This window comes from Bartonella sp. CL266QHHD (assembly GCF_042195355.1).
In the GTDB taxonomy this organism is placed as follows: Bacteria; Pseudomonadota; Alphaproteobacteria; order Rhizobiales; family Rhizobiaceae; genus Bartonella.
Map to the genome: position 1 here is coordinate 225494 of NZ_JBHIOD010000033.1, position 18335 is coordinate 243828.

Below are 18335 nucleotides of genomic sequence, written 5' to 3' on the forward strand. Positions count from 1 at the left end.
CGTAGGATATAAAGAAGGGAAGAAGTACAAGATATCAGTGGAATGAGTATCATTATTTTGAATATACTTTTAATTTAAAAGAGAAAGTCCGTGGGGTATTTAGTCAAGCTTTAATTTTTGAGACAAATAGCTATTTGTAGAATATACAAAAAGTGATGTTTGTAAAATTTACTACAAAGAAAGAGAATGTGAGAAACAAGTTTTTATGTTGTGTGAGATAAAAAAACACGAAGCAGTAATGTTTTTAGATTTACAGAATTTATATTAAAGATAGCATTAAAGTTATTTGTAATAATAATATGCAATTGAAATCAAAAATTTAGAGAATAATCAGAAAACTTAATGAAAACCGTTGCAATGACAGTTATTGGTGCTGGTTCTTTTGGTACTGCATTAGCGATAGCTCTTGCCCGTAATGGTCATAATGTTTTACTTTGGGGATATAGTCCTCAACATATCAAAGAATTACAGGAACAACGTTGTAATCAAGTATATTTACCCGATATTCGATTTCCTGACAATTTATTACTTGAAGCTTCGCTTGAAACTGCAATAACGGCGAGTCACAATATATTAATCGCAGTTCCAAGCCATGTATTTCATCAAGTTTTGTGTAATATTCAGCCTTATTTAGATCAGCATTCACGTGTTATTTGGGCTACAAAAGGTTTAGAACATGGTACTGGACGTTTTTTACAAGAGGTTGCTCGTGAGATTTTAGGTGAAAAAATTCCTTTAGCTGTTTTTTCTGGACCAACTTTTGCTCAAGAACTAGCTATTGGTTGGCCTACTGCAATGACGATAGCAGCTTCTGATGTTGAGTTTGGTAAAGAATTGCAGCAACTTTTTTATTGTGACAAAAGTTTTAGAGTTTATAAAAGTTCAGATATGATTGGTGTTCAATTAGGGGGAGCAGTCAAAAATGTTATTGCTATTGGTGCAGGAATATCAGATGGCATAGGTTTTGGGGCAAATGCACGAATAGCTCTTATCACACGAGGACTAGCTGAAATCAGTCGTTTAGGGGGGGCTATGGGTGCTGAGCTTTCCACATTTATGGGAATGACAGGCTTAGGTGATCTGGTTTTGACATGTACTGATAATCAGTCACGTAATCGTCGTTTTGGAATACTTCTTGGTAAAGGAATAGATATAAAAGAAGCGGAAAAACAAATTGGTCAGGTTGTGGAAGGATACTTAAATACCAAGGAAGTACATACGTTGGCGCAGCGTATTGGGGTAGAAATGCCCATTGTAGAACAAATTTATCAAATTCTCTATTGTGGTAAAAACATAACTGAAGCGGCAAATACATTACTAAGCCGCGCCCTCAAGGACGAAATACAATGATATCCTGTTTTTTAATAATTCAAATCGTAAAAAATAGAAACATGCTATGATAGACATATAAAATAGATTTTATTGATGGTTGTATAAGGTAGTCATATTCCAGCAAATTATAGATTCATATCATTCGATTCTTTATGAAACATGGCTGAAATATAAAAGTTTTTGCTTTTATCTAAGAGCTATCTCTTTGAAGATAAATTATCGTTTCCACTTACACATGTTTATGTAATGTAATGAACAAGATATTTTTATTGTCTCTTAAATTCATCTCACAATGATGTTTGCAAACAGAATAATACAAGACTCATTAGGTAGAAGCATCTTATTTATGTAACGTATAAGTTAAGAATATCGGGGCAGGGATATTATGTATCTCTGTTTTTGTGATTCTTTAAAACAAGAAGACAATCTGTTTTGGGAAGAAGATGAAATTTTAAAGATGAAAACCAGTTCCCATTTCTACAATCATTTTTAAATTCAGTTTTACGCTATCTAAAGCAATATCTTTTAAATAATGGAGATTATCTCACACCTTTATTTTCTCATTTTTTAATGAAAGCATTTCTCTGATGTGTCAGGTAAAATAGAACGCCCAAAAAAACACGATAGCTGTTGTATATTCACGCGCTTGTTTTAAAGAGACCTCTCTTAAAACTTCCAAGTCCACTTCGCGACGGTAACCGTGAATAGTGTAACGATAAAGCCATTGTGCACATCCCCATCTTTACGTTTATGAAGGAGGAAGCCGAGCATCATTACACCCCCCAATGTTGAGACAGCTCTAAGCACTTGAAGCTGTTCAGTAGAAATATTTAAGTCTTTTATTTTCTCACATGTCAATTCTGTTTTTTATATGCAAGAAATGATTTTTGGAATTATAACTTTGAAAGTCTAAGGTTGAAAAAAATATTATTGTACTTGTTTGTGGCTGTCATTTACACTGAAAAATAATGTGATTATAAAGATAAAAAATTGATTTATATAAATAATTCATTTTATTTTTGTATTGAGTTAATTAAAAATATGTGTTTGCTTGTCACAAGCGGGTTAGTATGTGGATAAAAATTATTAAAGATACTTCTAATGAATCATCTCAAGTGTCAAGGGTTGTTTCAATATTAGAACATGGCAAGTAAAATGACGGTGTCAGTTTGTCATCTGTATAAACATTAAAATGGTGGTAAAAAAAGGATTTTATGTACTTCACAGGGATTTTTTATACGTTCTACAGGTACCATTGTGAAATGGAATGGCGTGCATTGAGAGATATCTTTAAAAAATGCATGAAGGAGAAACAGCTATAGTGTTTTTGGGTGTTCTATTTTACTTGACACATCAGAGAAATGCTTTCATTAAAGAACAAGAAAAATAAAGGTGTGAGGTAAAGCGTAACCTCCATTATTAAAAAAACATTGATGTACATGCTTTTAAAATCGTAAAGCCTCATTAAAGAATAATAGTAAGATTAATGATTGATTTCTTTACGCCTTCATATTCGTCCTAAATTAGATTGTATTTGCGTTTCAAGAATAAATCAAACGGTAGGAATATTTTTTTCAATTTGCTACACAAAAGCTGAAACTAAGGATTTTAATAATTCTCTAATCTCTGTTTCAAACTACGGTAGCATGAGGGCTGGATATTGATTTATAAGCAACGACAAAAGCGTATGCTTTAGTAAGGTAAATAACGTCATAAAATACACACTTTATCAACCATGGATTGAAGAAATACTCCGGCTTTTTATAAAATATTTTGCGAAACAAGGCATCGTACATCTGGTTTTGTATTGACTTATTCTTACAAACATTTGCACATATGCCTTACGTCATATTATTATAAGTCAATACACTATTATATAGCTGAGAAAGTACTCAATACCCGATTAAAGCACTATGGACATGATTTATTTTCTTTTTTAGTGCAATGAAATAAATTTTATTCTTCTTGGGAATCGTCACTTTTTTTCAGTTCTTCAAGTATTGGCATAGACATGATGTTATAGCCTGAATCAACATAATGGATTTCACCTGTAACACCTGATGATAAGTCAGAGAGTAGATAAAGAGCAGATTTTCCAATTTCATGAATATTTACGGTACGCCGTAATGGGGCATTACGGCGTTGATGTGAAAATATTGCCCGCGCAGCTGCAATACCATTACCTGCTAAAGTTCTAACAGGACCAGCGGAAATCGCATTGACACGGATATTTTGAGGACCAAAGTCCGCTGCTAAATAACGTACCATAGCTTCTAAAGCTGCTTTAGCAACACCCATGATGTTATAATTAGGCACAACTTGCTGTGAAGCACCGTAGGTAAGAGTTAAAAGTGTTCCTCCATTGGGCATAAGCTTACCCGCGCGCTGGGCAATTTCAGTAAAGGAATAAGCTGAAATAACCATCGTGCGTTGAAAGTTTTCACGTGTTGTAACATCAACGTAACGCCCTTTTAGCTGAGTTTTATCTGAAAAACCAATGGCATGGACAATAAAATCAATTGTTTTCCATTCTTTTTCAAGTTGCTCAAAGACGTAATCAATATTTTCACTTTTTTCAACGTCACACTCTAGCACTAATTTGCACCCAAGTTTATCTGCTAGGGGATGAACACGTTTTCCAAAAGCATTTCCTTGATAAGTCAACGCTAATTCCGCTCCTGCTTGTGCGAGCTGACAGGCAATGCCCCAAGCAATTGAATGGTCATTCGCAATTCCCATAATAAGGCCGCGTTTGCCCTCCATCAAACCTTTCATATTATTCTCCGTAAGACCGTACTTTTTTCAATTACTAAGAGCTTTTGTTTATACATAACGTTGGAAAACAAGCGTTGCATTGGTACCGCCAAAGCCAAAAGTATTCGACAATACGGTATTCAGTTGTTGATGATCACGTCGTTCACGAACGATTGGCATATCAGCAAAAGCTGGATCAAGTTCTTCAATATGGGCACTTTCACAAATAAAATTATGATTCATCATTAACAATGTATAGATTGCTTCGTGAACACCTGCTGCTCCCAAGGAATGTCCTGTTAGAGACTTGGTAGCAGAAATGGGGGGGCATTGATCACCTGCTCCAAAGACACGACGGATAGCTTCTATCTCAGGAGGATCACCAACAGGAGTTGCTGTCGCATGGGGATTGATATAATCAATTTTATTATTGACTGTTGCAAGAGCCATGCGCATGCACCGCTCCGCTCCCTCTCCTGATGGGGCAACCATATCATGTCCATCGGATGTCGCACCGTATCCAACGATTTCTCCGTAGATTTTTGCACCACGTGCTTTAGCAAGTTCTAAATCTTCAAGGACTAAAACGCCAGCCCCTCCAGCAATGACAAAACCATCACGATTAACATCATAAGCACGTGAAGCTTTGTGAGGAATGTCATTATATCTGCTGGACATAGCGCCCATGGCATCGAATAAAACAGATAGTGTCCAATCCAAATCTTCGCAGCCACCGGCAAAGATGCGCTTCTGTTTACCATATTGTATCATTTCGTAAGCATTACCAATACAATGATTGGAGGTAGCACAAGCTGAAGAGATTGAATAATTGATCCCCTTTATTTTAAAGAAAGTTGCTAATGTTGCAGATGCTGTGGAACTCATCGCTTTAGGGACAACAAAAGGTCCAACACGTTTTGGACCTTTTTGGCGTGTAATGTCAGCAGCTTCTACGATTGAATGTGTTGAAGCACCTCCAGAACCCATAATAATACCCGTGTGTTCGTTCGATACTTCATGCGGTTCTAGACCCGCATCAGCAATTGCTTGATCCATGGCGATGTGATTCCATGCTGTTCCACGCCCATGAAAACGTAGAGCACGTCGATCTACGAGTTCTTCTATATTAATATCGGGCTTGCCATAAACTCTGCTACGAAAGCCTAATTCAGCATATTGAGGTGCGTAAGAAATTCCGGATTTTGCTTCACGTAAACTGGTTAAAACATCTCTAGGGTTATTTCCAATCGCGGAGACAATTCCCATTCCGGTTACAACAACTCGACGCATTCATACCTCCTCGTTCCATACAGAATAGTGAAAAGTTCTTTCTGACGGAAATAACGTTCAATCTTCTTTGAATAAAGCAACGCGTAAATCATTCGCCTTATAAATAGTCTCTCCATCTGCTTTTAGCCACCCATCAGCTATTCCTAAGACTAAATTTCCACGTCGAATACGCTTAAAATCTATTTCATATTCAAGAATTTTGGTTTGTGGAGTTACCATCCCTGATAACTTTACTTCACCTGTTGATATTGCTCTTCCTTTTCCTGGTTCGCCTAGCCAACCAAGAAAAAAACCTGTTAATTGCCACATACCATCCAGTCCGAGACATCCTGGCATGACGGGATCGCCTATAAAGTGACAATTAAAGAACCACATGTCTGGTGTAATGTCAAATTCGGCGCGAACCATTCCTTTATCGTATTTACCATCAGTTTCACTAATTTGAGTGATTCGATGAATCATCAACATTGGCGGTGCTGGCAATTGCGCATTACCTCTACCAAACATTTCGCCGCGAGCGCAGCTTAGAAGCTCTTCATATGTGTAGCGAGACTTTTGTTCAGCCATTGTTACTCCATTTATTTGCATATATCTTTAATTTCTGCGCTTTTCCCAACCTACTTTTAGAGCAAATTTTAAAGAGAGGGAAATGATTTTATATCATTTTTAATGACAAAAGCCTTTTTTTATGTATTCTACATAGGTAATTATTTAAAAATGGAATACAAGATTACACCATACTATTCCCATTTTTTTGTATTTTGATCTTATTTAGCAGGAATGTATTTGGGTTTGTAATATGTCAGTGAGTGCAGACAATTTAGATATGAATGAAGAGCAACAGTGCACAAAAGAGTGTGGAAAAATGGTGCAATATTATTCCATTTCTATGTTAGAAAAACGTTTGCGTCAAAATGGTCTGCGTCCAACACGTCAGCGGTTGGAACTTGCACATATGATTTTTTCTCAAGGAAATCGTCATATTACTGCTGAAGAGCTCTATGAGGAAGCGGTGAGGGCAGGTGTACCTGTATCTTTAGCAACGGTTTATAATACGCTTCATCAATTTACGGAAGCGGGATTATTACGGATTATTGCCGTAGAGGGCTCAAAAACTTGGTTTGATACCAATACCTCTGATCACTACCATTTTTATATAGAAGGCGAAAATCGTATTCTTGATATTCCTTATAATTTGGAAGAAGCTCCCATTATTAGAAATTTGCCTAAGCCACCAGAAGGTATGGAAATTTCACATGTTGATTTAATCGTGCGATTGAAACCAAAAAATCAATCTTGTGATAGGCAGTGAGGATATTCAATGAGGAATAAAAATTAAACTTGTTGAGTTTGAGTATTCACCAACCTTTTACTTTTTCATCAGGATAGATTCCCCATAACTGGGGTTGCTGAAGCCATCCGCGCGTATTATTAATGTTTAGTTCGCACCATTGTCCATCACATTGGCGGATGTTACCAATGACGTTAGGTTCTACTTCCGCCACAAGTTCTGCGTTGTCGGTGGGGTTTTTTCGTAGCATCAGCCTTTTTGTTTTATCTTTTTGCCATGGAATAGTTATAGCAGTTCGCTTTCCCGATAAAAGCGATTGATACACCCATCCCTCATCGCCTTCTGCATCACGAATTTTGCGCCATTGATCATATTCTTGAATGATTTCAATAGGTAAGCCCTTCTTTTTGTAGGTGAAAATGATTGAATAGTTGCTTCCTGGTCCGACGCGTACATTAACGCTGGTGGGTTTAATCGAAGCAAATCGCGGAAGTGGTAAACCACTGGGCCCTAAATTTTGATTAAATGTTTGTGCATGCAACAAATGAGATGAACCCAATACAATGACTATTGCTATTAAGATACATGATATGAGTATTGAAACGCGAAACCAACGAGAATTTTGCACACCGAACTCCTTTATTTCGTCATATATTGGAAATTTAAAATCTGAAAGATAAGACTGGAAACTGATAAAAAGTATGACACATTGCTCGTTAAAGAGATCTAAACGATGAAAAAATTGCTACAAAAATATCAAAATAAGGAAAACAAAAGGTTTGTATTTCTTAGTGCTTATCTTGTTTATGAGGGGGTAGATATAAATAAACATTAGATTTTTATGTAGCTGTAAGCGTGATAAAACAGTAAAGTATATTGGAGCCATAGGCAGTTTTTGTACAGGAAATTAGGGCTAAAGTATTGCATCTCTTTTTTGAGTTTGTTTCTCAAAGTAAAAGTGCATGTATGCATACTATGAACAAAGAGCTGTTCAGAAAGGGATTATTGTGTGGCTTGAAAAGAAGTTTTGAATGAACAAAATAATACGATAAATAAAACATTTAAGCGTAAAAATATGAGCAACATTATAGAGTAGATTGATATATGAAGGGCTAATTTTAACAGGACACTTTTTCGTGATAATTCATTTATAAAATTTTCTACACTCTAATCTTATGCCATGATAATGCTTATCCGTATGGTAGATAAGCTGGCTCCATCGTTCTATTTACCAGCTTTCAATGTTATGCAGTTCCTATTATTTATAGTGTTTATAAGAAGCATTTTTGTTTTTTCTTAAATAGCTTTTATTCTATTTGCATACGAATCCCGCTTATGATGTACAAGAAAATAATCTTGATTGATTCAATATGAGAAAGTGTTGAGAAACTTTACGTTATTCAGAATTATTACTTAATATGAAAAACGATTACTTATAATAATAAATCTCCGCGTTAAAAACTTTAACTCGTTATTTAAATTTTAAAAACATTTCCATCAAAAATGGTAATAAAAGGCACATTCATCCATATTAAAATACAGTGTTTTCTCTGTTTATTGTCAATTTTCTTTTTCTCTAACTCAGTATAGAAGAAAGTTGAATGAAATAGAAAGGCTTATTCGATACACTGATGAGGGTAATTACATAAGTGATGAATAGAAGAAATTTATCAAGAAAAAAGAATCTATAGTGCAGTGGTTGAAATTCGTCATCCTTTAGAGAGATATAAAAAGTTATGGAATTATATCGTTTCGTTACATAACTGAAGGGAAAGAGGATTATGAATTTGATATTATATTTTACACACAATCGCATATTGCGATAGTTATTTTTGTTTTGTAATCAGACCTAGGATGATCGAAAGATGTAGAATATTTAATGACAAAAAAGAAGTTCATCATGAAATTTGTACATAAGAAGCAGTGATGTAAGAGATATCCAGAAGGAGAAAATTATAGCGAAAAGTGATAATAAAACACCCCGCACTCAATTTACATAGGAAAAAGTCGCTTAAATATCTCAAGTGTAGTTTGTTATCTATTTTTAAAATATAAGAGTGAAATAAAAACCACCTCTATGATAGAAACCTTATTATTTTCAAATAACTAACATATTAGATAACATTGTACATAAAAACCTACCCAAGCAATTCATCGCAATTGCCTATGAAGATAAAATTTTCTAGTAGCTTACTATCTATTGCTTATGCAATTATATAATATCATAAAGTATATTACTTTACCGCAACAGTTCGTCCGTTACTAACAAAACCTTCTCTTTGTGCACGCTTACGAGCAAGCTTGCGTGTACGACGAATAGCTTCAGCTTTTTCACGAGCACGCTTCTCAGATGGCTTCTCATAATAACTACGCATTTTCATTTCACGGAAGATACCTTCACGCTGCATCTTTTTTTTCAACGCGCGGAGCGCTTGATCAACATTATTATCACGAACGAGTACTTGCACTATCTATCCTGCTTTTTTCAGTGTCATAAATGATAGGAAAAAACCTACGTCCTTTTAAAGGCATATCCAAAAGGACAAGCACTTGTATCATATAAATAAGACATTTGTCTATATCGCTTTTTAAAATTCTATTTTTTTTACAATAAAACGCTTTTTATAATGAATGATAGAATTTACGGTTATAAATTTATGAAAGTCCTTGTATTTGATCATTTTCGTCAAGATGAATTTTTTCAGCCGCGGGATAATGGGGTAGTCCCGGCATGGTCATAACATCTCCACAAATGACAACAATAAAACCGGCTCCCGCACAGAGACGAACTTCTCGTATGGGAATTTCAAAATCAACAGGAGCGCCGTATTGCTTGGGATCAGAAGAAAAAGAATAAGGTGTTTTTGCCATACAAATAGGGTAGACGCCAAACCCCTCTTTTTCCCAAGATTCAAGTTGTTTGAGAATAGGGGCTGAGATGATGGCGCCACGTCCACCGTATAGCTTTGTTATAATACAATTAATTTTTTGAACGAGTGGAATATCATCTTGATAGAGAACTTTAAAATCAGAATCGTGCTTTTCAATCAAGGTAACGAGTTCTTGTGCAAGTTCTATAGCGCCTTTTCCACCTTGTTCCCAATGCTTACAGATAATAGCTTTGTGTCCAGTTGTTGCAACTATTTTTTGTAATGTTTTTATTTCAGCATCGCTATCGCTGTCAAAATGATTGATAGCCACAACACAAGGAATACCGTAGTGCTTCATATTTTTTATGTGTCGTAAAAGATTGGCAGCTCCTTTTTCTAAAGCGGTAATATTTTCTTCTGTCAGGTTATTTTTATCCAGACCACCGTTCATTTTTAATGCACGAATAGTTGCGACGATCACTGTAGCATTTGGTACAATACCTGCTTGCCTACATTTGATATTGAAGAACTTTTCTGCTCCAAGATCTGCTCCAAACCCTGCTTCTGTGACAACATAATCCGCAAGTTTTAAAGCAGTTTTTGTTGCTATAACTGAATTGCAACCATGAGCAATGTTGGCAAAAGGTCCTCCATGAACGAGAACAGGATTATTTTCAATTGTCTGTACGAGATTGGGTTGTATAGCATCTTTGAGAAGAACTGCCATTGCACCTTCCGCATTGAGATCAGCAACGGTGATGGGCGTTTTATCATAACGATAAGCAACAATAATTTTTTTGAGTCTTTGTGTAAGGTTTTCTAAATTTTCAGAGAGACAAAGAAGCGCCATAATTTCTGATGCAACAGTAATATCAAAACCTGCTTGACGTGGAAAACCATTTGTTATGCCCCCCAATGAAATGACAATATCGCGCAATGCACGGTCATTCATATCAAGAACGCGTTTCCAAACAATGCGACGTGGATCAATGTTTAGAGTATTTCCCCAATAAAGATGATTATCTATCATTGCGGCAAGAAGATTATGAGCAGCTGTAATAGCATGAAAATCACCGGTAAAATGTAAATTAAGGTCATCCATTGGAATGACTTGCGCATAACCACCACCAGCAGCACCACCTTTTACACCAAAACAGGGACCTAAAGACGGTTCTCTCAAGGTAGCTATTGTTTTTTTACCAATAAGATTAAGAGCATCACTTAGTCCAACTGTTGTTGTTGTTTTGCCTTCTCCGGCAGGTGTGGGATTGATAGCTGTGACAAGGATAAGTTTACCGTCTGGATTTTTATTAAGCGATTTTATGTATTCAGAAGAAATTTTAGCTTTATCATGGCCATAGGGAATGAGATTTTCATGTGAGATACCAATTTTTTGTGCAATTTCAACAATATGTTGCTTTTTAGCAGTGCGAGCAATTTCAATATCAGTTTTAGGCATGGAAAAATTCTTTAAACTTATCTTTTATTAATATTCGAGATCTGTACCCCATGGGTTAATTAGAAAAATTCATAGAGAACAGAAAATATTAAGATATCATAGAAGTCGATGATATGCCATGCAAGAGATAATGCTAAAGAAGCACAAGAAGAGTTTTATTGTTTTTTAGAAAAAAGAATCACTTTGCTTTTAAGCAGTAAAAATACGTTTAATTCAATTAAAAATATTGCAGAAAGAAGCTGTGGTTTGCAACAAAATGCTGATGATATTAATGGATACCATAAGTGTTTTATAGTGGTACGTTTGAGAAGTAGTTTATTTATTCTTTCCAATAACACACTGAAAAAGTTTTACATGGTGGTAACCCGGAATTTATGGCGGCACATTTGAAGTCCCTCTTAAGATGGGACTGCTAGGAATAAAATATCCAGCAACATCCAGTTATGGAACAGTTAGAAATAAGAACGTAAAAAATTACCTAACTGATTAGAGAGTATAATCCGGAAGAGACCAAAAACAAGCGCATAGATTGAAAAAAGAAAACAACAATACACGCTACTCATGCAATCGCTACGATTATTAGCTAATAAAAGCCCTTAGGGCTGAATTGAAGGACTCATAACATCTTATTCTAGCAAAATGGCTAAAGAAACGACTCACAACAGAATGAAATAACAAAATACAAAGATAGATAAAAACAAATCACAAAATAAAGAATTTAAAAAGTCTGCTTTATAAGTAAGATATTGATAGATGGCGCACCCGAAGAGATTCGAACTCCTGACCCCCAGATTCGTAGTCTGGTGCTCTATCCAGCTGAGCTACGGGTGCATATATTTCAATTTTTTACATTGTCTAAGACAAAGGGTTCCTAATCGTTTCATTAAAGAAATGCAAGTGAAACTTGGATAGTAATAAAAAAATCTCTCTTTTTTATGAGATATTTTAAAAATATTATGGCTTCAGTTGGTTTTGATATGAACATTTTTTTGTTGTGACCATACAAAGCAATATGAACGATAGTTAACTTGACGTTTTTATAGATGAAAGATAATCAAGCAGAGATGAGATCTGTTTTTTGCGGTGGGGGTAAGACACACACACCCGCTGTTGGGTTTTTGTGTAAAACGCCGATATTACTGTTGAAAACTATTTCAGATAAACATGACACAGCAAGGGCGGATGTATGGCGTTATTAAAAAAGAGCTTTCCATTAGTGTTTTTAATCGTTGTTTTAACGGTTACTTATTGGGCTGGAAAAAAGAGTGCAGAACAACCCATTTCTATGGTGGATAAAACAAAAGTATCAGATAAAACTTCAAATGGAAAAATGGGAAGGCCACCGGTAAATGTTGTCGTTGATCTTGTAAAAATTCAAGATTTTTATGAACAACTTAACGTTTTAGGGAGTGGAAAAGCTCTTGCAGAAGTTGAGCTTACCCCTTTATCCTCAGGTGTTATTGATAAGCTTTTTGTATCAGCAGGTACAAAAGTACAAGCCGATGATGTGATTGCAAAGCTTGATTCTAAAAAAGAAGAAATAGCGGCTGCAAAAGCAAAAGTGCAACGTGATAACAATGCGTTAACGCTTTCGCGCATTCTTAAATTACGCGCCAGCAATACAGCAACGGAAGTTCAAGAAATTATGGCACGCTTAGAGTTGGATAACGCAAATTTAGTTTTGCGTAATGCTGAATTAGATCTCGATCGGCGAACAATTCGAGCACCGATTCCTGGAGTTGTTGGTATTTTGCCCGTTGATGCGGGGAATAACGTGACCCTTAATACTGTAATAGGCCGTATTGAGAATAGAGAACGTATTTTGGTCGATATATGGGCCCCTGAACGATATGTGTCGCGCATCCATAAAGGAGATGAGGTAACGGCAACGTTAGTCGCGCAGCCAGATATGTCTTTTGTTGGTCATATTTATGCGATTGATAATATCGTTGATCCAGAAAGTCGCACACTTCATGTTCAGGTTGAAATCAATAATGAAAAAGATACGCTCATGTCTGGTATGTCCTTTTCTGTTGCCTTGCAATTTCATGGTGGTTCTTTTCCTGTCGTTAATCCTCTTGCAGTTCAATGGAATAGTAAAGGGTCATTCGTTTGGCGTGTGAGAGAAGGGAAAGTAGAGGCTATACCCGTATCAATTATTCAGCATAAAGCAGATCAAGTTTTCGTAAAAGCACCCCTAGAAAATGGTGATCAAGTTGTCATTCAAGGGGTGCAAATGCTTTATCCAGGAAGTAAAGTAACGATTGATGATCCAAAGTCTCATCAACAGCAATTACCAGCAGTTTACGGAACGGATATACAATGAGCCAAGAATTGAGCACAAAACAGCCTATGTCAAAGGTGGAGCAAGGTGGTCTCATTACCTTATTTATTCGCAGACCGGTTTTTACTCTTGTTTTGAATGCTATGATCATCATTGCAGGATTTGCAGCATGGTTAAATGTTGATGTAAGAGAATTACCCGATGTTGATACTCCCGTAACGACGGTTGTGACGGTGTTTTCTGGTGCGTCGGCAGAAACAATTGATCGTGAAGTTACAAAAGTTATAGAAGATGCCGTTTCTCGTGTTTCAGGTGTTAAGACGATTTCTTCAACGTCTTCTTTTGGGCGCTCCCGTGTACAGATTAATTTTAATGTTGGTGTTGATTTGAATGTTGCGGCATCTGATATTCGTGATGCTCTCTCCCGTATTACCTATTCTTTACCGAAAGATGCGGATTCGCCTTTGATTATTAAAGCAGATTCGAATGCTGCTGCCATGATGTATTTGGTTGTGACGTCACCAACAATGAGTGTTGATGATTTAACCACGATTGTAAACGATCAGATTGTTGATGCAATTTCTGCTGTTGATGGTGTTGGTGATGTACAGGTCGATAGTGCTCGCACAAAGATTTTTCAGATTGATATAGATCAAGCAAAACTTGCAAGTTATGGATTAACTGTAGCAGATATTTCACGTGTTCTTGCTGATATGACAACAGATGTGCCAGTAGGGTCATTACGCAATTCTAAGCAAACTTTAGTTGTACGTGCTACTGCACGTTTAACAACACCAGAATCTTTTGAACAAGTTGTTTTAAAGCCTCATGTGCATCTTGGTGATGTTGCGCATGTTACTTTATCGCCGGATATAGAAACAGTTATTCTTCGTATCAATGGAAAGACAGGTATTGGATTAGGTATCGTGCGTAAAGCACAATCCAACACTCTTAATATTTCTGAAGGTGTGAGAGCCGTTGTTGATAATCTCAAAAGTATTGTTCCTTCTTCTGTACATATAGACGTTATTAATGACGATGCAATTTTTATTAAAAGCGCTCTTCATGAGGTTGAAGTTGCATTGGTCATTGCTATTTTGAGCGTTATCTTGGTCATTTTTCTTTTTCTCAGAGACATTCGTGTAACGCTGATACCTGCTGTATCTCTTCCTGTCGCTTTGATTGGTACCATTGCGGCTATTTATCTTGTAGGGTTTTCATTGAATATTCTCACATTTTTAGGACTTGTTTTAGCAACAGGGCTTGTTGTGGATGATGCCATTGTTGTTCTTGAGAATATTGTTCGGTGGCGCAACATGGGATTAGGTTCCAGAGCAGCAGCGGTGATAGGAACACGTGAAGTATTTTTTGCTGTTTTAGCAACAACACTGACATTAGTGGCTGTGTTTGTTCCTATTTCCTTTCTTCCTGGGCAAGTTGGAGGGCTTTTTAGAGAATTCGGTTTTGTTTTGGCAATTTCTATTTTGCTTTCTTCAGTTGTTGCCTTAACGCTTTGTCCCATGTTGGCTTCACGTTTTCTCAAAGAACATATTGAGGATAAAGAGGAAGAGTCCCATCATTTTGCTTTTTTATATAAATTAGGTACTTTTTTTCATAAGGCATATACTTACAGTTTGCATAAGTGTTTAGAAAAGCCTTGGGCTGTTGTTTTTGCTTCACTTATTTTTGGGGGTCTTTGTGTTGGAGGCTATACGAAGCTACAACAGGAATTAACGCCAGCAGAAGACAGAGCTGTGATCTTTTTGGTTATTAATGGACCGCAAGGTATTTCAACACAATATTTGAACGAGCAAATAGAGCAAATTGAAGCAAGTCTACAGCCATTACGTGATGCAGGGGAGATTGCTAACAGTTACTCTATCGCGGGTGCTGGCGGTTCACCCAATACTGCTTTTTTGATTTTATTGCTTTCATCTTGGGATAAACGTTTACGTAGTCAGCAAGAAATCGTGAAAGATATTAATGCAAAGGTTAAACAGTTTCCCGCAGTTTTTGTATTTGCTGCGCAGGGAAATTCTTTGGGTGTGAGAGGAACTGGGCAAGGGTTGCAATTTGCAATTCTTGGCAATGATTATGCAACATTACAACCCATTGCTGATAAGCTGGTGAGTGCTTTACAAGATGATCCGCGTTTTATTCGCCCACGCCTTACTGTTGATGCAACACAACCGCAATTTTTTATTGAAATCAATCGAAAAAAAGCCTCCGATTTAGGGATTGATATCGCCAATTTGGGCGATACATTACAAACAATGTTGGATGGTAAAAAGATTGGTTCCATTAACGTGGATGATCATTCTTACGATGTTAAATTGATATCGCGTACAAATTCTATGAAGAGTCCTAGCGATTTAGAAAATATTTTTTTAAAAACCAAAGACAATCGATATGTTCCTTTATCGGTTATTGCGCGTTTACATGAAAAAGCTATTGCTCCTCAATTAAAACGGGAAAAACGCATGAATGCTGTTGTTTTAAGCGCAAATCTTGCTCCAGATATCGCTTTAGGGGAAGCTTACCAAACTGTACAGAAAATTGCTTCTCCTTTGTTATCAAAAGGAACCTATTTGGTTCCCTTAGGGGAAGCCGAAACGCTTAATGAAACATCTTCCAATTTTATGATTGTTTTTGGCATTGCCTTTTTGATTATTTTATTGATTTTGGCTGCTCAGTTTGAAAGCTTTATTTCAGGATTCATTATCATGGCCACTGTCCCATTAGGGATTGGTTGTGCTGTAATTGCTATGCTATTAAGTGGTGTGAGTCTTAATATTTACAGCCAAATTGGATTAATTTTGTTAATTGGTGTTATGGCAAAAAATGGTATTCTCATTGTTGAATTTGCAGATCAATTACGTGATCAGGGAAGAAGCGTGCGTGAAGCCGTAGAAGAAGCAGCAAACATTCGCCTTCGTCCAGTTTGTATGACAATGATTTGTGCCATTTTAGGAGGTATTCCTTTGGTTTTAGCCAAAGGTGCTGGCGCAGAAGCTCGTATAGCTTTAGGTTGGGTTATCGTTGGTGGCTTAGGTTTAGCAACTATTTTTACGCTTTATGTTACACCGGTTGTTTATCTTTTTTTAGGGCGTTTTATAAGACCAAAAGCAGAAGAAGATTTACGTTTAACAAAAGAACTCAATCAAGTTAAATGATGTATATGATAGAAAAGATTTGAAAGTTTATTCTTGTAAAAATATCATTTTCGGATCTTATCCTTTATATTTTGTATATTCCTTCATTTTTATGTGAGCAGTGAAAATAGCGAGCAATAAAAGAGATGCTTTCTGCTTTGTTATTGTTTGGGCATAGATTTCATTATCAATAACCGTATAGGATAAGCTTATGGGAGATAGCTTTTCGATTCGAAATGAAATGGCTTTTGAAGCCACATTAAAAGCTTTAAGAAACCATGCCGCAAAGGATGGGGTCTATGATATTCGTCGGCATTTTGTAGAAGATGAACAGCGTTTTTCCCATTTTTCCCTCAGACTTGATGATCTTCTTTTCGATTTTTCAAAATGTGGTGTGACATTTAAAACATTGCAACTTCTAGATGATTTAGCGGTCGCAGCAGATGTGTTAGGCCGGCGTGATGCAATGTTTTCTGGTAAGGCGATTAATACAACTGAAAAACGCTCAGTTCTTCATATTGCATTACGTTTACCTGCTGATGAAATTTTCATGTTGGATGGTCATAATCTTATTCGCGATATTCAAGACGTCCTTGAAGATATGGAAAGATTTTCTGAAAAGGTGCGTGATGGAAGCTATAAGGGAAGCAGTGGCGAGAGAATAAGTGATATTGTCAATATTGGTATTGGTGGTTCTGATCTTGGTCCTGCAATGGTCACATACGCTTTAAAACCTTATCATGATGGTCCACAGTGTCATTTTGTTTCGAATGCTGACAGTGCCCATATTTCTGATACTCTCTCTATTTTGAATCCAGCAACAACGCTGTTTGTCATTGCTTCTAAAACTTTTACAACGGCTGAAACAATGGTAAATGCTCAAGTTGCACGTCAGTGGATTTGTTCACATTTAGGAGAAAAAGCCGTTTGTACGCATTTTGTTGCTGTTTCAAGTGCGCTTGATAAAGTGGCAGAATTTGGCATAGATTCCACAAGCGTTTTTAAATTTTGGAATTGGGTTGGAGGACGTTATTCAATTTGGTCAGCCATTGGACTTGTTGTTATGTTTGCAATAGGTGGTGGAAATTTTCGCAAATTTCTCAACGGTGCTTTGCAAATGGACCAACATTTTAAAACTATGCCTTTGCATAAAAATATTCCTATTCGTTTTGCTCTTTTAGGATTTTGGCATCGTGTTATTTGTGGTTATTCATCACGTTCGATCATTCCTTATGCACAGCGTTTAATACATTTTCCAGCTTATTTACAACAGCTTGATATGGAATCAAATGGTAAGCAAGTTTCGCTGGATGGAAAACCATTAAGTTTTTCAAGTGGTCCAATTGTTTGGGGGGATTCAGGAACAAATAGTCAACATGCTTTTTTTCAGCTTCTGCATCAAGGAACAGATATTATTCCTGTAGAATTTATTTTATTTATAAAAGGGCATGAGAAAAATTTACATTCTATGTATGAGATGTTGCTAGCAAACGGTTTAGCACAATCAAAAGCATTGATGAAGGGGCGTAGTATTGAAGATGCTCGGCATATCTTGATAAAAAATGGAGTTGGTGAGGGTGAGGCAGATCATTTAGCACTTCATAGAAGTTTTAAAGGAAACCGTCCCAGCATTACGTTGGTTCAAGATTTATTAACACCTTTTGCACTCGGTCGTCTTATTGCACTTTATGAACATCGTACTTTTGTTGAAGGGATTTTAATGAATATTAATTCATTTGATCAATGGGGGGTTGAACTTGGTAAAGAATTAGCAAACGAGTTACTACCAATTCTTCGTGGAGAAAGTAAAGCGGATAATCGCGATAGTTCAACATTAGGGTTGCTAGCACATATTCAAGCAAGACGTGCAAAATAAATATAATTTGACAGTAGGTTTTGCACT

At 36.4% G+C, this 18335-nt stretch carries 12 protein-coding genes and 1 tRNA gene; 6 read left to right on the forward strand and 7 right to left on the reverse strand.

Annotated elements, in window-relative coordinates:
• Positions 1-342 precede the first annotated feature (342 nt).
• Positions 343-1350, forward strand: a complete 1008-nt coding sequence (gpsA, locus tag ACFIK7_RS03570; protein ID WP_375630496.1) for an NAD(P)H-dependent glycerol-3-phosphate dehydrogenase — start codon at positions 343-345, stop codon at positions 1348-1350.
• Between the two features lie 1938 nt (positions 1351-3288).
• Here the strand turns inward: gpsA and fabI are convergent.
• The 3 genes from fabI to fabA are packed head-to-tail and all read right to left on the reverse strand — an operon-like array spanning position 3289 to position 5943.
• A complete protein-coding gene (fabI, locus tag ACFIK7_RS03575; protein ID WP_273790282.1) occupies positions 3289-4107 on the reverse strand; it encodes an enoyl-ACP reductase FabI in 819 nt (272 codons plus the stop codon).
• 48 nt (positions 4108-4155) lie between these two features.
• Positions 4156-5376: a beta-ketoacyl-ACP synthase I gene (fabB, locus tag ACFIK7_RS03580; protein WP_375630494.1), complete on the reverse strand. Its 1221-nt coding sequence runs from the start codon at positions 5374-5376 to the stop codon at positions 4156-4158.
• A gap of 57 nt (positions 5377-5433) precedes the next feature.
• Positions 5434-5943 carry a 3-hydroxyacyl-[acyl-carrier-protein] dehydratase FabA gene (gene fabA, locus ACFIK7_RS03585; protein WP_273722474.1) on the reverse strand — a complete coding sequence of 170 codons (510 nt, stop codon included), beginning with the start codon at positions 5941-5943 and terminating at the stop codon, positions 5434-5436.
• A 232-nt stretch (positions 5944-6175) separates the two neighbouring features.
• On the opposite strand from fabA, the gene irrA reads away from it, so the two are divergent.
• Positions 6176-6688: an iron response transcriptional regulator IrrA gene (gene irrA, locus ACFIK7_RS03590; protein WP_375662947.1), complete on the forward strand. Its 513-nt coding sequence runs from the start codon at positions 6176-6178 to the stop codon at positions 6686-6688.
• A 46-nt stretch (positions 6689-6734) separates the two neighbouring features.
• Here the strand turns inward: irrA and ACFIK7_RS03595 are convergent, their stop codons facing one another.
• From ACFIK7_RS03595 to ACFIK7_RS03605, 3 genes are all read right to left on the reverse strand, one after another.
• Positions 6735-7295 (reverse strand): SH3 domain-containing protein, encoded by a 561-nt coding sequence (locus ACFIK7_RS03595; protein ID WP_375612838.1) that lies wholly within the window; start codon positions 7293-7295, stop codon positions 6735-6737.
• Between the two features lie 1606 nt (positions 7296-8901).
• Positions 8902-9135, reverse strand: coding sequence for a 30S ribosomal protein S21 (gene rpsU / locus ACFIK7_RS03600; RefSeq protein WP_012754552.1), 234 nt, complete (start codon positions 9133-9135; stop codon positions 8902-8904).
• Positions 9136-9322: 187 nt separating this feature from the next.
• Positions 9323-10996, reverse strand: a complete 1674-nt coding sequence (locus ACFIK7_RS03605; RefSeq protein ID WP_375642979.1) for a formate--tetrahydrofolate ligase — start codon at positions 10994-10996, stop codon at positions 9323-9325.
• A gap of 108 nt (positions 10997-11104) precedes the next feature.
• Here ACFIK7_RS03605 and ACFIK7_RS03610 point away from each other — a divergent pair, with 108 nt between their 5' ends.
• Positions 11105-11386: a hypothetical protein gene (locus ACFIK7_RS03610; RefSeq protein ID WP_375662948.1), complete on the forward strand. Its 282-nt coding sequence runs from the start codon at positions 11105-11107 to the stop codon at positions 11384-11386.
• Positions 11387-11750: 364 nt separating this feature from the next.
• On the opposite strand, the gene ACFIK7_RS03615 is transcribed toward ACFIK7_RS03610, so the two are convergent.
• Positions 11751-11827 (reverse strand) — tRNA-Arg (locus ACFIK7_RS03615).
• Positions 11828-12182: 355 nt separating this feature from the next.
• Here ACFIK7_RS03615 and ACFIK7_RS03620 point away from each other — a divergent pair.
• The 3 genes from ACFIK7_RS03620 (at position 12183) to pgi (ending at position 18308) form a co-directional block, all read left to right on the forward strand.
• Entirely contained in the window at positions 12183-13322 is a 1140-nt protein-coding gene (locus ACFIK7_RS03620; protein ID WP_375630490.1) for an efflux RND transporter periplasmic adaptor subunit, read from the forward strand.
• A complete protein-coding gene (locus ACFIK7_RS03625) occupies positions 13319-16453 on the forward strand; it encodes an efflux RND transporter permease subunit (protein WP_375662949.1) in 3135 nt (1044 codons plus the stop codon). Before ACFIK7_RS03620 ends, ACFIK7_RS03625 begins: the two co-directional genes overlap by 4 nt.
• A 190-nt stretch (positions 16454-16643) precedes the next feature.
• Positions 16644-18308 carry a glucose-6-phosphate isomerase gene (gene pgi, locus ACFIK7_RS03630; protein WP_273790288.1) on the forward strand — a complete coding sequence of 555 codons (1665 nt, stop codon included), beginning with the start codon at positions 16644-16646 and terminating at the stop codon, positions 18306-18308.
• Positions 18309-18335 lie beyond the last annotated feature (27 nt).